The organism is Pseudomonas sp. CIP-10 (assembly GCF_020911845.1).
Classification (GTDB): domain Bacteria; phylum Pseudomonadota; class Gammaproteobacteria; order Pseudomonadales; family Pseudomonadaceae; genus Aquipseudomonas; species Aquipseudomonas alloputida.
Map to the genome: position 1 here is coordinate 2,184,265 of NZ_CP087160.1, position 13,140 is coordinate 2,197,404.

The following is a 13,140-nucleotide window of genomic DNA, read 5'->3' on the forward strand; positions in this document are numbered from 1 at the left end:
CCGCGCCTACGACGGCCTGCGCCCAACCCCCGATGCGTGTGTAGGAGCGGGTTTACCCGCGAATACGGTGGCGACGGCAACGGTGAACGGCAAGTGTAAATTGGCCAGCAGGCCCGGCCCTTTCGCGGGTAAACCCGCGCCTACGACGGCCTGTGCCGAACCCCCGATGCGTGTGTAGGAGCGGGTTTACCCGCGAATACGGTGGCGACGGCAACGGTGAACGGCAAGTGTAAATTGGCCAGCAGGCCCGGCCCATTCGCGGGTGAACCCGCGCCTACGACGGCCTGCGCCCAACCCCCGATGCGTGTCCAATGTGAGCGAGCTTGCTCGCGATGCGCCGCGCGGGCGGCGCTCGATCTCTCAGGCCGCGTATCTGTGACGGCCACTGCGGCAGTCACAACAAATTTCAGCCCGCGTTTTCGTCGCTGTCGATCATCTTGCGCAGCAAGTACAAAATGGCTACACGTTCGCCGGCATTCAAGCTGCCCATGCTCAGTTCGCTGATCTGCCGGGCGCAGGGGATCATTGCATCGAGCAATGCCGCGCCGCTTTCGGTGAGTTCGACGATGACCTTGCGCCGGTCGCCTGGGTCTGGCGAAAGCTGCACCAGCTCACGGGCCTTCAGGCGCTCGACGATGCCGCGGATGGTTGCCTGGTCCACCGCGGTGGCCTTGATCAGCTCAGCCTGGGAGCTGGGGCCGTGGTCGCGCAGGGCGCACAGCGTGACGAACTGGATCGAGGTAAGCTGCGGGTCGCAAGCCTGTTGCTGGAAAATCGCCGTGTGCCGCTGGTAGGCCTTGCGCAGCAAGTGCCCGACCTGTTCGGTAACGTCGTAGGGGGTGTTGTCGAGCGGGGCGCTGCTGGGGGTGGTTTTTTTCGACATAGGATGGCTTGGGCTGGGTGGAAAGAGGCTGGCCGGCCGCCAATAGCGGAGCGCCCGGCCAGTATAACCCCTATCGCGCTCGCGACTCCTCTGGTGCAACCACGTCGCCGGCCAGCACGACCGCCTTGTCATCCAGGTAGATATCGCAGTTGCGCAGCGGGATGTCCAGGTGGCACGGGGTCTTGCGCTTGCCGCCGACCTCGGTGTTGGGGCCAGTGGAGAACAGGAAGTTGCCGTAGAACGCACGGGCATCCATGCACATGCCGTCGTTGCGGTCGTGCAGGCCCATGGCCGTCCATTGCGCGCGCGGCTGCAGGCCCCAGCCTATGTGCGAGATGCCGTATACCTCGGGGTCGTTGAAGTACTTCATGTAGTCACGCAGGTACTCGGCCTCGAAGCCGCCATGTATGCCGGTGATGAAGCCTTTTTCGATTTCCAGGGTGATGCGCTCGCGGCAATAGTTCTTGAACGGCAGGATGATGTCGCCCACGTCCAGCACCAGCGTGCCCTCGGCGCTGTCCTCGTTCGGCCAGGTGAACAGAAAGCCGCTGGGCCAGTGGTCCCAGCGCCCCGGTTCGTCGGCATAGCCGTACTCAGTCACGGCCGGGTACTGGCCGAGCGGGGCGTGGAAGTCGCTACCGGCCTTGGACCGCACATGCAGGCTGCGCGCCTGTTTCAACAGGGTTTCGGCAGCCAGCACCCGACGTTTGTCGTCTTCGGTCGGCAGCATGCGCGCCAGTACCTCGGGTGGTTCCACGGCCAGCAGGATGCGCGTGCCGGTCTTGAGAATCTGCTCCTGCTCGGGTGAGTGCAGCAGCATCATGGTGTCGACGACCAGGTCGGCGGCTTCCAGCGCCCGCTGCGCCGCCAGGTTGCCGGTCAGCGCGGTGTCGCCGCAGTAGGCCGTCATGTCGTTGCCCATGGCGGTCGGGTGGTTGAACGCCGGCAGCTCTACCGCATACACCTTGGCCTTCAAACGCTGGGCGGCCTCCATGGCGGCGTTGACCGTGCGCGGGTCGGAGTAGTGGCTCTTGAGCACGGCCACGCTCTGCGTTTCGTCCACGCGAGACAGCTTCAGTACGTGCTCGAACATCTGGGTCAGTTGTGCATTGCTCACCGGCATCGGGGTTCTCCTGGGTGGCGTTGACAGGGGCGCACCATGGCAGTGCCTGGTGCTTAATCTCGGTGCAAAATAATAGTGTGTACACCCTATTTTTGCAGATGAAAACGCATCCTGCCAGCGAGCGCAAGTTATCTGTTCAAACGTTACATATCCACACATTATCCAGTATTTACGGTAACAGTAAGCCGGGTACTGTTTCGATCAGCTGCTTGAAAAATATTTTCAGCGGGCTCTTTTCAAAGGTCATTTGTAGCGTATACGCTCTAAATCGTCAGGCGGTTGAACCGCTGGCCACCTATCAGAACAAGAGGAGACATACCCATGCGGGGTAGGCAGAAAATCGCAATCGTCGGTGCAGGTCTGGGTGGGGCAGCCGCCGCCACGTTGCTGCAACAGGCCGGGTTCGATGTCGAGGTATTCGAACAGGCTCCGGCGTTCACCCGCCTGGGCGCGGGCATTCATATCGGCCCTAACGTGATGAAAATCTTCCGCCGCATGGGGCTGGAGCAGAAGCTGGAGCTGATGGGCTCGCACCCGGACTTCTGGTTCAGCCGCGACGGCAATACCGGTGATTACCTGTCGCGTATTCCGCTGGGCGAGTTTGCCCGCCGCGAATACGGCGCCGCTTACATCACCATCCACCGTGGCGACCTGCACGCCCTGCAGATCGAGGCCATCCAGCCGGGCACCGTGCACTTCGGCAAGCGCCTGGAAAAGATCGTCGACGAAGGTGATCGGGTGCGCCTGGACTTTGCCGATGGCACCCACACCGTGGCCGACATCGTCATTGGGGCCGACGGCATCCATTCGAAGATCCGTGAAGAGTTGCTGGGGGCTGAAGCGCCGATCTACAGCGGCTGGGTCGCGCACCGTGCACTGATTCGCGGGGTGAACCTGGCACCGCATGCCGATGTGTTCGAGCCCTGCGTCAAATGGTGGTCCGAAGACCGCCACATGATGGTCTACTACACCACCGGCAAGCGCGACGAGTATTACTTCGTCACCGGCGTGCCACATGAAGCCTGGGACTTCCAGGGTGCGTTCGTCGACAGCAGCCAGGAAGAAATGCGCGCAGCCTTCGAAGGCTACCACCCCACCGTACAGAAGCTGATCGACGCTACCGAATCGATTACCAAGTGGCCGCTGCGCAACCGCAACCCGTTGCCGTTGTGGAGCCGTGGCCGCCTGGTGCTGCTGGGCGACGCCTGCCACCCGATGAAGCCACACATGGCCCAGGGCGCGTGCATGGCCATCGAGGACGCGGCCATGCTGACCCGCTGCCTGCAGGAGACCGGGTTGTCCGACCACCGCACGGCGTTCGCCCTCTACGAGGCCAACCGTAAAGAGCGGGCATCGCAGGTGCAATCGGTATCCAACGCCAACACCTGGCTTTACACCCAGGAAGACCCAGCCTGGGTTTACGGCTACGACCTCTATGGGCAGCAGCTTAAAAGCGGGGAGGCGGCATGAGCACCTTCGTCGCTGGCGGTAACGTGAGCGCCAATGGCATCCGCCAGCATTACCTGCGCTATGGCGGCAAGGGCCATGCGCTGATCCTGGTGCCGGGCATCACCAGCCCAGCGATCACCTGGGGCTTTGTTGCCGAGCGCCTTGGGCAGTATTTCGACACCTATGTGCTGGATGTGCGCGGGCGCGGCTTGTCTTCAAGCGGCCCCGAACTGGACTACGGCACCGACGTTTGTGCTGCGGATATTCCCGCCTTTGCCGCAGCGCTGGGCCTGGATGGCTACCATCTGGTCGGGCATTCGATGGGGGCGCGTTTTGCCATCCGCGCTGCCGCCCAAGGGGCGCCGGGGCTGCAGCGGCTGGTGCTGGTCGACCCACCGGTGTCCGGGCCGGGTCGCCGCGCCTACCCGAGCAAGTTGCCGTGGTACGTCGATTCGATCCGCCAAGCCACGGTTGGCATGAGCGGCGATGACATGCGCGCCTTCTGTGCCACCTGGAGCGACGCGCAGCTGGCCCTGCGTGCCGAGTGGCTGCACACCTGCTACGAGCCGGCGATCGTGCGGGCCTTCGATGATTTCCACGAGGTCGATATCCACCAGTACCTGCCCGCGGTGCGCCAGCCGGCATTGCTGATGGTGGCCGGGCGGGGTGGAGTGATCGAGCCCCGTGACATTGCTGAAATGCGCGAGCTCAAGCCGGATATCCAGGTCGCGTACGTGGACAACGCCGGCCACATGATCCCCTGGGATGACCTGGACGGTTTCTTCGCCGCCTTTGGCGACTTCCTCGACCACCCCCTCGTCTGACGGAGCACGAGACATGACCCAGCTATACCGCATCGGCCAGATCGTGCCGAGTTCGAACACCACCATGGAAACCGAAATTCCGGCGATGCTCAACGCACGCCAGGCGATCCGCCCCGAGCGGTTCACCTTCCATTCCAGCCGCATGCGTATGAAGCAGGTGAAGAAGGAAGAACTGGCCGCGATGGACGCCGAGTCCGACCGCTGCGCAGTGGAGCTGTCCGACGCCAAGGTCGATGTGCTGGGCTATGCCTGCCTTGTGGCGATCATGGCCATGGGGCTGGGCTATCACCGCCAATCTGAAAAGCGCCTGCAGCAGGCCACCGCCGACAATGATGCGCTGGCACCGGTGATCACCAGCGCCGGGGCGCTGGTCGAGGCCTTGCATGTGATGAAGGCCAAGCGCATTGCCATCGTCGCACCGTACATGAAGCCGCTGACCGAGCTGGTGGTGAACTACATCCGCGAGGAAGGCTTCGAGGTGCAGGACTGGCGCGCGCTGGAAATCCCCGACAACCTCGCCGTGGCCCGTCACGACCCGGCCAACCTGCCGGGCATCGTCGCCGGCATGGACCTTGAGGGCGTCGATGTGGTGGTGCTGTCGGCGTGCGTGCAGATGCAATCGCTGCCGGCAGTGGCCAAGGTCGAGGCGCAAACCGGCAAGCCGGTGGTCACCGCAGCAATCGCTACCACCTACGCCATGCTCAAGGCGCTGGACCTGGAGCCGATCGTGCCGGGCGCCGGTGCCTTGCTGTCGGGCGCCTACTGAAATCGGGAGACGGACATGAGCGATGCACAAAGTGCCCGTGACAACTACCAGGGTGTGTGGGGCCAGCGCATCGGCTTTGGCCGCAAGCCGGCCCTGCTGATGATCGACTTCATGCAGGGCTACACCACTCCGGGCGCACCGCTGTACGCCCCGGGCGTGGTCGCAGCGGTCGAGCAGGCCGCCGGCCTGCTGGCGCTGGCCCGCGACTGCGGTACCTTGGTGGTGCATACCAACATCCGTTACCAGCCGCCGCATTTTGCTGACGGCGGCGTGTGGGTGCGCAAGGCGCCGGTGATGAAGGACATGGTCGAAAGCAACCCGCTGGCAGCCTTTTGCGAGGCCGTTGCGCCACAGGCAGGGGAGGTGGTGCTGAGCAAGCAGTACGCCAGCGCTTTCTTCGCCACCAGCCTGGCCCCGCTACTGCATGCACAGGGGGTGGATACCGTGGTGCTGGCTGGCTGCTCGACCAGCGGCTGCATCCGCGCCAGTGCGGTGGATGCCATGCAGCACGGGTTTCGAACCATCGTGGTGCGCGAGTGTGTCGGTGACCGCCACAGCGACCCGCACGAAGCCAACCTGTTCGACATCGACAGCAAGTACGGCGATGTCGTCACCCGGCAGGATGCCATGCAGCAACTCAGGCACCTGGCCGGCTGAACGCCGGGCAGCGCCTATCCAATAACAATCAAGGACCGGTGCGGGAAGCCCGTCCATGACCGCCTGCTGTCCGGGTGGTCGCCCCGCAGGAGCACTCGGGGTCTTCAGGCGCTGTCCAGGCCCGCCGCGTAGAATGCGCGGCGTGCCCGGCGCGTCGAAAACTGCTGGCCTTAAAACAACCACAAAGTCGCCCGCCAGGAGACAGGAAATGCCAATTGCGAATGCAACCACGGTCCACAGTGACATCGACCATGGCACGAAAGCGCTGTACAGCAAGATCACCTGGAGGCTCATCCCCTTCTTGTGTTTCTGCTACCTCGCAGCTTATCTGGACCGCATCAATGTCGGCTTCGCCAAGCTGCAGATGCTCGAAGACCTGCAGTTCAGCACAGCGGCCTATGGCCTGGGTGCCGGGCTGTTCTTCGTCGGCTACATCATCTTCGAAGTACCGAGCAACCTGATCCTGCAGCGCGTTGGCGCCAAGCTGTGGATCGCCCGCATCATGATCACCTGGGGCCTGCTGTCGGCCTGCACCATGTTCGTCACCAGCACCACCCAGTTCTATATCCTGCGTTTCCTGCTGGGTGCGGCCGAGGCCGGCTTCCTGCCAGGCGTGTTGTACTACCTGACCATGTGGTACCCCACCTATCGCCGCGGGCGCATCATTGCCCTGTTCATGATCGGGCTGCCGTTGTCGAGCGTGATTGGCGGGCCGATTTCTGGCTGGATCATGGGGCATTTCGACCAGGTTCAAGGTTTGCATGGGTGGCAGTGGCTGTTCCTGCTGGAGGCGATCCCCAGCGTTTTGCTCGGCATCCTCACGTTCTGGGCATTGCCTAACCATTTCCAGCAGGCCAAGTGGCTGTCGGCTGACGACAAGGCACAACTGGCGGCAGACCTGGCCGCCGACGATGCCGAGGGCAAGGACAGCAAACACAGCTTCCGCGATGGCTTCTTCAACCTCAAGGTGTGGATGCTCGGTGGTATCGACTTTTCGATCCTGCTCAGCGCCTATGCAATGGGCTTCTGGATGCCGACCTTCATCCGCGATGCGGGCGTCAGCGACACCTTCCATATCGGCCTGCTCACGGCCATTCCAAGCCTGGCCGCGCTAGCTGGCATGCTCATGATCGGGGCCAGCTCCGACCGCCACCGCGAGCGCCGCTGGCACATCATCGTGCCGTTCATCATTGGTGCAATCGCCATGGCCAGCAGCACCTTGTTCAGCCAGAACCTGGTGATGACCGTGGTGCTGTTCGCCATTGCCTCGGCGGCGATCATCGGCGCGGTGCCGGTGTTCTTCAGCCTGCCGGCGACCTTCCTCAAAGGCACCGCAGCCGCCACCGGCTTTGCCCTGGCCTGTTCGGTAGCCAACATCGCCGGCCTGGTGAGCAACTCACTGATGGGCGTGGTCACCGACCTCACCGGCACCTCGCACGCTGCGCTGTGGGTGTTTGCCGGCTGCCTGATCCTCAGCTGCTTCCTGGTCATCGCCTTGCCGGCCAAGCTGGTCAACCGCTAGCGGCCCAGCGCTTCACGCAACGGCAGGGCAGGCGGGCTGGGGCCCGCCTGCCGACCTCTCTCGATGCAACCCGCACGCCGGTGGCCATGCAGTGCCGCCGCGCCGGGTTGCTGTTGCCCAAATCCAGGAGTAGCCCTATGCAAGGTTTCACTGCGCCGCGTTTTTCTTCGTCTGCACGCCTGGCCGGCGGTTGTATTGCCGCCGCTTTGTGTGCAGAGGCCACGGCAGAAGAGGCCGGTTTCATCGAAGGTGCCCGCGCCACGCTGCAGGCGCGCAATTACTTCTTCAGCCGCGACTATGCCGATATCAAGGGCGCCAGCACCCAGTCGCGTACCCAGGAATGGGCGCAGGGGTTTATCCTCAATGCCAGCTCCGGTTATACCCAGGGCACCGTTGGCGTGGGTGTGGATGTTACCGGCCTGCTGGGTTTCAAGCTCGACAGCAGCCCGGAACATGCCCGGTCCGGGTTGCTGCCCAGCCTGGACAGCGGCAAGTCGGCGGACGAGTACAGCCGCCTGGGTGCGGCGATCAAGTTCAAGGTGTCGCAAACCGAGCTGAAGGTGGGCGAGCTGATGCCCAACCTGCCGGTGCTGCTGTTCAGCGATTTGCGCCTGTTGCCGCCGACTTACCAGGGCGCGATGCTGGAGTCGCGCGAGTTCGCCGGGTTGACCCTGAACGCCGGCCAGTTCCGCTCCACCAGCCTGCGCGACTCGTCCAACAGCCAGAAGATGTACGCGCTGGTCAACGACCCGATCAACCCGGCGCGGCTGGCGCGCTTTACCAGCGACCGGTTCAACTACGTGGGGGCCGACTATGCCTTCAACGACAACCGTACCAGCGTCGGTGTCTGGCAGGCGCAGTTGGAGGATATCTACCAGCAGCGCTTCTACAGCTTCAAGCATGCCGAGCCGATCGGGGGCTGGACGCTGGGGGTCAATGCCGGTTACTTCGATGCCCGCGAGGACGGGAGCAAGGTGGCTGGCGACTACGATAACCATGCGCTGTTCAGCCTGTTCTCGGCCAAGACCGGCGGGCATACCTTTTATGTGGGCTATCAGCAGATCGGCGGCGATGACGGCTTTATCCAGGTAGGCGCCAACACCAACCCGATGGGTAATACACTGCCGACCTATGAGTTCTCGGCGCCGGGTGAACGCTCGTGGCAGGTGCGCCATGATTACAATTTTGTCGCCTTGGGGCTTCCAGGGCTGACGTCGACCCTGCGTTATGTAAAGGGGCGGGACGTGGACACAGGGCTGGGCTTTGAAGGGCGTGACCGCGAGCGTGACCTGGACCTGGCCTACGTGGTGCAAAGCGGGCCGTTGGCCGGGCTTGGGATACGGGTGCGCAACGTGATGGCGCGCTCCAACTACCGGACAGATATCGATGAGAACCGCTTGATTCTGAGTTACACGATCAAGGTGTTCTGAGGGGGTAGATGGCCCGGCGCCAGCTCGGTTCCCGAAGCAACCCTGTGCTGCGAAGAAGCAATAACTGCCTAAGGCAGTCGTTTGCCTTACCGCCCTCTTCGCAGCGCAAGGCTGCTCCTGCATGATGATGGGGAGGTCTGAGCTGTGGAACATGACAATTGCGCTTGCAGGTCACTGCAAGGTGTCGGGCTTCAGGCTATCCGGCAGTTGCCGAAGGGCCTCCTCAAACCGCGCGATCGGCCCAGTGAGTTGATCCGCTTCCTTGTCCTTGCCTTCACCTCTTAAGCGCTCACGCTCAACGCGCAGGTTAAGCAGATTTTTCTGCAACTTCAGTGCAGAGGTTTTGAACGAGTCCATGCTTTTCTCACGCTGTAGGCTTCCGTACCGTTGTAGGAAAAATGGACCGTAGCAGCTCGAATTTGCCGGAGAAACTGATGTTTCATACAGGCAAGACTCATTGCCACGCCATTTCCTACAGAGTGCGGTAAACAATCCTACAAACCGTGTTTCAGATCGTGTCCCCCCAAGCAAGCTCAATCTACCGTATTGGCTGGGTTCAGGCGCTTTCGAGGGGCAGCGCACTGAACGCAGGTACTGCGCAAAGCTGGAGGCGTGTTTAGAAACTTCATGTATCAATTGCCCGCCCGCGAGCGACACGTGCTCAGCGTCAACCACTGCGGCTGAATCCAGCCCAGCGGCATCTGCGCATGACATCTGATCCGCTTTTTTTCCATAAACCTGAATCTGTAACCGTATCAGCCCAAGCTCGACAATGTGCCCATTCCGGCATCACAACTGTAGAGGTTCCAATGGGCAAGCTGGCGCTGTTCCTGGGTGGTTTTCTGCTGCTGACCATTCTGATTGGTATTCTTGGCACCATTCCGCCAAGCTGAGTTCACTGCTTTTTCCCCTGCGCGGCCCGTCCACTTCAAGCGACGGGCCCAATCCATCGGCAAATGGCCGATAATCTCTTTGATTGCACTGCTGGATCAGCAGTAGGTGCACGTCATTCTCAAGTGCAAAGTCCTCGTGTAGCCTCCCGCCGCCGCGCACTCGGTGGTGTTTGGCCTTGGTGTCGATACGCGCGGTACGCAGGCGTGGATCGAGCGGGTCAGGTTGGCCAATTCGGCGTGTCTGCTTGTGCGATAAGTCGTTCTTTACGCTGGGAAATCTGTCCACAAAAAACGTGGGTAGGTCTGTGGATAAAGTGCTGCAAGCCAGACCCGCGGCGGGCTCTGTTAAATTGAGCAGAAATTGAACAGTTGTTTTATGGCCTGTTTCAGTGGAGCGGGCCGGCTCGGCGTATGGCTGCCAGCAAGTCACGTACCCGCGTCGGCAACTCGCCGGCAGGGTACACAGCGTGCATCTGTGGGTCCTGGCCGCTGCTGGACGTCAGGCGGTACTGCGGACACACCCGCACCAGGCGGCCGGCCTTGACCTGTGCTTCGCCGACCCAGGCGGCAAGGCGGGCGATGCCGGCGCCAGCCAGGGTGCTGTGGTATACCGCGCCTCCTGAGCCCAAGCGAAGCCGGGGCCTGGGGCGCAGGCTGGTGATCTGGTCATCGTGGCAGAAGTGCCAGGCCTTGAGGATGCGTGGCGCGGTATGCAGGATCAAGGTGTGGCCATCCAGGTCTTCCGGGTGTTGCGGTGTGCCAGCCAGGGCCAGATATGCCGGGCTGGCATACAGGTGGCGCTGGTAGGGCCAAAGCGGGTAGCCGATAAGCTCGCTCGATTGCGGAAAGGCACCGCGCACCACGAAATCGAATTTACCTTGCAGCGGGTCAAGGGCTTCGTCGCTGTACTGCACGTCCAGGGTCACCTGAGGGTGGCGGCGGGAAAACTCGGCAAGCACTTGCGGTAGCACATGCTCTCCCAGCAGTTGCGGCGCGGCAAAGCGAATCCAGCCTTGGGCGTTGCCGCTGAGCGCGGCCAATTCGTCGGCTGCATCGCGTTGCACATCCAGCAAGCGTTCGGCATGCGGCAGCAAGCGCTCGCCGGCCTCGGTCAGGGTGACGGCGTTGGCGTTGCGGTTGAGCAGTTTGCTTCCCGCATTGTCTTCCAGGGTTTGCACCGCGCGTGTAACTGCGCTGGGTGAACGCCCCAGGGCGCGGGCGGCAGCAACGAAGCTGCGCTTGTGTGCCACGCTGACGAACGCTTGGATTTCCCGCAGCATGTCCAGTGCCATTGCCTGCTCCTCGTTGCAGTTATCGCAATATGGCATTTCAACACAAGTGTGCCACTTTGATTAGCCTTGCAGGCGTCTTCACTGCCTGGAACCGCGTCATGATGGATATTGCTGTGCTTTCTGTGTTCGCCTTCGCCGCTGGGTTGATCGACGCTGCGGTGGGTGGCGGCGGGCTGATCCAGATCCCGGCCTTGTTCAACGTATTGCCCTCCGCGCAACCGGCCGCATTGCTCGGCAGCAACAAATTGGCGTCCGTGTGCGGCACGGCCTTCGCGGCCCGCTCGTTCATTCGTAAAGTGACGCTGGATTGGGGGTTGATCGTACCGGCGGCACTCAGTGCCTTTGTCATGTCGTTCGCGGGGGCCGCCACGGTGTCGCTGGTACCCCCCAGCGTGATGCGCCCGGCGGTGCTGGTGCTGATCGTGCTGATGGCTGTCTACACCTTCTGCAAGAAGGATTTCGGCACCTTGCACACACCTGCCCAGGTCGGCCGCAAGGAGCAGTGCCTGGCAGTGCTGATTGGCGGCGCTATCGGCTTCTACGATGGCCTGTTCGGCCCGGGCACCGGTAGCTTCCTGATCTTCCTGTTCATCCGCTTCTTCGCCCTGGACTTCCTGCACGCCTCGGCTTCGGCCAAGGTGGTGAACATTGCCACCAACCTGGCGGCGCTGGTGTTCTTCGTGCCGACGGGCAACGTGCTGTACGCCATAGCCTTGCCCATGGCGGCGTGCAACATTCTCGGCGCGCTGACCGGTACCTGGCTGGCGGTACGCAAGGGTGCCGGGTTTGTCCGCGGGCTGTTCCTGGTGCTGTTGTGTGTGCTGATCGCCAAGCTGTCGTGGGACCTGCTGGCCGGCTAGTTCAGATCACCAGGCGCTGTGCTTCGGCCTGTTCGACGCGGTTGCGGCCCCGGGCCTTGGCCCGGTACAGCGCCTGGTCGGCACTCGCCAGCAGTTCGTCGAGGCTGGGGGCCGGCATGTCTGCGTCGCAGCCTGCCACACCGATACTCACGGTAATCTGCAGGCGCTGGTCGGCCTGTACCACGTGCAGGTCTTGGATGGCGCGGCGCAGGCGTTCGGCGATGAAGTTGGCCCGCTCTGGCGCAAGTCCGGGCAGGATGACAACGAATTCTTCGCCACCCAGGCGTGCGATCAGCTCATCGTTGTGCAGCTGGTCCTGAAGGGTGCTGGCGAATTGGCGCAGCACCTGGTCACCGACTGCATGGCCGTGGGCATCGTTGATTGACTTGAAGTGGTCGATGTCCAGCATCATCAGGGTCAGCGGCAGCGCCTGGGCGTGCTGTTGGCGGCTCTCCAGCAGCGCGTTGGCGCGGCGTGTGAAGGCGCTGCGGGTGAGCACACCGGTGAGGTGATCGACGGTGGCCTGGTGCGCCAGGCGGGCCATGAGGCTACGGTTGGCCTGGCTGACGCAGGCCACCACCAGCGGCCCGAGCACCAGCATGGCGATGCCCAGGCGCGCCGACATCAGCGTGGTAACCCCAGGTTCGCTCTGCGGCACGCTGAAATGCATGAGGTTTTGCGCCACAGCCACAATCAGCGTACTGCCGGCCGTGAGCGTCAGCAATGAAACCAGGAACGGTGAGTAGGTCCAGGCACACCACAGTAACGCGGCAATCGGGAAGGCAATGGCCCCAGGGCCACCAAAGGCGATGCTGAATGCCAGCGAGGCCAGCAGCACCAGCAACGGCGCCAGGCGGATGGGTTGCGCGCCGCCGCGCACCAAGGCCCGCACCGAGGGCGCTGTAAGCAGCACCGGCAGTACCAGCACACCGGTCGAGAACTGTTCGCTGAACCAGGCTAGCCAGGTGGCGCGCAACGACTGTTCGAACCACGGTGCGGCCATTACCGCTGCCATGCTGGCCGCCACCATGGCAGCGGCGGCGCAGGCAGCGAACACGCTAAGCACGCCGTGCGGGCTGCGCATGCGCCGGTGCATGCGTGGCAAGCGCGACATCAGCAGCCAGAGGGTGACCACCACGCCAAGATTGCACAGGTTGAACCACAGAGCCGGCCCCCAGGCGCTGCCACACAGCAGGTCGGCCCCCACCATGGCCAGCCACACCAGGCAAAAGCCCGTAAACGTGGCTTGACGGGGGTAGCGCAGGAGTACGCCGGCCAGTACCGCATTCACTGGCCAGAATAGCGACAGCGATTCGATCGGGCGTGCCAGGATGCCGCCCAGGGTGAGGGCGAAGGTCACGCCAAGTACAACGACATAAGGCAACACGCGCGATTGGGCTGGAAAAACCATGAACTCGACCGGCAAGCGGAAACGAAATCC

General features: G+C 62.8%; 13 protein-coding genes. 8 read left to right on the forward strand and 5 right to left on the reverse strand.

The window, feature by feature from the left end; genetic code table 11:
- Positions 1 to 406 precede the first annotated feature (406 nt).
- Together LMH93_RS09835 and LMH93_RS09840 are read right to left on the reverse strand one after the other, a co-directional pair.
- Positions 407 to 883, reverse strand: coding sequence for a MarR family winged helix-turn-helix transcriptional regulator (locus tag LMH93_RS09835; protein ID WP_003251120.1), 477 nt, complete (start codon positions 881 to 883; stop codon positions 407 to 409).
- Positions 884 to 953: 70 nt separating this feature from the next.
- Positions 954 to 2,006: a 2,5-dihydroxypyridine 5,6-dioxygenase gene (locus LMH93_RS09840; RefSeq protein ID WP_004577272.1), complete on the reverse strand. Its 1,053-nt coding sequence runs from the start codon at positions 2,004 to 2,006 to the stop codon at positions 954 to 956.
- Positions 2,007 to 2,327: 321 nt separating this feature from the next.
- On the opposite strand from LMH93_RS09840, the gene nicC reads away from it, so the two are divergent.
- The 6 genes from nicC (at position 2,328) to LMH93_RS09870 (ending at position 8,654) form a co-directional block, all read left to right on the forward strand.
- Positions 2,328 to 3,476, forward strand: a complete 1,149-nt coding sequence (gene nicC, locus LMH93_RS09845) for a 6-hydroxynicotinate 3-monooxygenase (protein ID WP_003251117.1) — start codon at positions 2,328 to 2,330, stop codon at positions 3,474 to 3,476.
- Positions 3,473 to 4,279 carry an N-formylmaleamate deformylase gene (nicD, locus tag LMH93_RS09850; RefSeq protein WP_185279537.1) on the forward strand — a complete coding sequence of 269 codons (807 nt, stop codon included), beginning with the start codon at positions 3,473 to 3,475 and terminating at the stop codon, positions 4,277 to 4,279. Before nicC ends, nicD begins: the two co-directional genes overlap by 4 nt.
- 13 nt (positions 4,280 to 4,292) lie before the next feature.
- The gene (locus LMH93_RS09855) at positions 4,293 to 5,045 is read left to right on the forward strand and encodes a maleate isomerase (protein WP_003251112.1); all 753 of its coding nucleotides are present in this window, start codon (positions 4,293 to 4,295) and stop codon (positions 5,043 to 5,045) included.
- A gap of 15 nt (positions 5,046 to 5,060) precedes the next feature.
- The gene (locus LMH93_RS09860) at positions 5,061 to 5,702 is read left to right on the forward strand and encodes an N-carbamoylsarcosine amidohydrolase (protein WP_185279535.1); all 642 of its coding nucleotides are present in this window, start codon (positions 5,061 to 5,063) and stop codon (positions 5,700 to 5,702) included.
- 208 nt (positions 5,703 to 5,910) lie between these two features.
- On the forward strand, positions 5,911 to 7,224 hold the full coding sequence (locus LMH93_RS09865) for an MFS transporter (RefSeq protein ID WP_003251108.1): 1,314 nt from the start codon (positions 5,911 to 5,913) through the stop codon (positions 7,222 to 7,224).
- A 137-nt stretch (positions 7,225 to 7,361) separates the two neighbouring features.
- Positions 7,362 to 8,654: an OprD family porin gene (locus LMH93_RS09870; RefSeq protein ID WP_054889270.1), complete on the forward strand. Its 1,293-nt coding sequence runs from the start codon at positions 7,362 to 7,364 to the stop codon at positions 8,652 to 8,654.
- A 171-nt stretch (positions 8,655 to 8,825) separates the two neighbouring features.
- Here the strand turns inward: LMH93_RS09870 and LMH93_RS09875 are convergent, their stop codons facing one another.
- Positions 8,826 to 9,011 carry a hypothetical protein gene (locus tag LMH93_RS09875; RefSeq protein ID WP_003251104.1) on the reverse strand — a complete coding sequence of 62 codons (186 nt, stop codon included), beginning with the start codon at positions 9,009 to 9,011 and terminating at the stop codon, positions 8,826 to 8,828.
- Positions 9,012 to 9,361: 350 nt separating this feature from the next.
- On the opposite strand from LMH93_RS09875, the gene LMH93_RS09880 reads away from it, so the two are divergent.
- Complete coding sequence (locus LMH93_RS09880) at positions 9,362 to 9,547, forward strand: hypothetical protein (protein WP_230065105.1); 186 nt, start codon at positions 9,362 to 9,364, stop codon at positions 9,545 to 9,547.
- A gap of 386 nt (positions 9,548 to 9,933) precedes the next feature.
- Here the strand turns inward: LMH93_RS09880 and LMH93_RS09885 are convergent, their stop codons facing one another.
- Positions 9,934 to 10,839, reverse strand: coding sequence for a LysR family transcriptional regulator (locus LMH93_RS09885; protein ID WP_017148232.1), 906 nt, complete (start codon positions 10,837 to 10,839; stop codon positions 9,934 to 9,936).
- Between the two features lie 98 nt (positions 10,840 to 10,937).
- Between LMH93_RS09885 and LMH93_RS09890 the strand changes: the two genes are divergently transcribed.
- Positions 10,938 to 11,699 (forward strand): sulfite exporter TauE/SafE family protein, encoded by a 762-nt coding sequence (locus LMH93_RS09890; protein ID WP_003251098.1) that lies wholly within the window; start codon positions 10,938 to 10,940, stop codon positions 11,697 to 11,699.
- A gap of 1 nt (position 11,700) precedes the next feature.
- On the opposite strand, the gene LMH93_RS09895 is transcribed toward LMH93_RS09890, so the two are convergent.
- Positions 11,701 to 13,125 carry a GGDEF domain-containing protein gene (locus tag LMH93_RS09895; protein WP_003251095.1) on the reverse strand — a complete coding sequence of 475 codons (1,425 nt, stop codon included), beginning with the start codon at positions 13,123 to 13,125 and terminating at the stop codon, positions 11,701 to 11,703.
- Positions 13,126 to 13,140: the final 15 nt, after the last annotated feature.

Excerpts from the sequence above, each read along its gene's own strand:
- LMH93_RS09835 (WP_003251120.1), bottom strand. The coding sequence starts at position 883 with ATGTCGAAAAAAACCACCCCCAGCAGCGCCCCGCTCGACAACACCCCC.
- LMH93_RS09870 (WP_054889270.1), top strand. The coding sequence starts at position 7,362 with ATGCAAGGTTTCACTGCGCCGCGTTTTTCTTCGTCTGCACGCCTGGCC.
- LMH93_RS09885 (WP_017148232.1), bottom strand. The coding sequence starts at position 10,839 with ATGGCACTGGACATGCTGCGGGAAATCCAAGCGTTCGTCAGCGTGGCA.
- nicC (WP_003251117.1), top strand. The coding sequence starts at position 2,328 with ATGCGGGGTAGGCAGAAAATCGCAATCGTCGGTGCAGGTCTGGGTGGG.
- LMH93_RS09840 (WP_004577272.1), bottom strand. The coding sequence starts at position 2,006 with ATGCCGGTGAGCAATGCACAACTGACCCAGATGTTCGAGCACGTACTG.
- LMH93_RS09855 (WP_003251112.1), top strand. The coding sequence starts at position 4,293 with ATGACCCAGCTATACCGCATCGGCCAGATCGTGCCGAGTTCGAACACC.
- LMH93_RS09875 (WP_003251104.1), bottom strand. The coding sequence starts at position 9,011 with ATGGACTCGTTCAAAACCTCTGCACTGAAGTTGCAGAAAAATCTGCTT.
- nicD (WP_185279537.1), top strand. The coding sequence starts at position 3,473 with ATGAGCACCTTCGTCGCTGGCGGTAACGTGAGCGCCAATGGCATCCGC.
- LMH93_RS09860 (WP_185279535.1), top strand. The coding sequence starts at position 5,061 with ATGAGCGATGCACAAAGTGCCCGTGACAACTACCAGGGTGTGTGGGGC.
- LMH93_RS09890 (WP_003251098.1), top strand. The coding sequence starts at position 10,938 with ATGATGGATATTGCTGTGCTTTCTGTGTTCGCCTTCGCCGCTGGGTTG.
- LMH93_RS09880 (WP_230065105.1), top strand. The coding sequence starts at position 9,362 with ATGACATCTGATCCGCTTTTTTTCCATAAACCTGAATCTGTAACCGTA.
- LMH93_RS09865 (WP_003251108.1), top strand. The coding sequence starts at position 5,911 with ATGCCAATTGCGAATGCAACCACGGTCCACAGTGACATCGACCATGGC.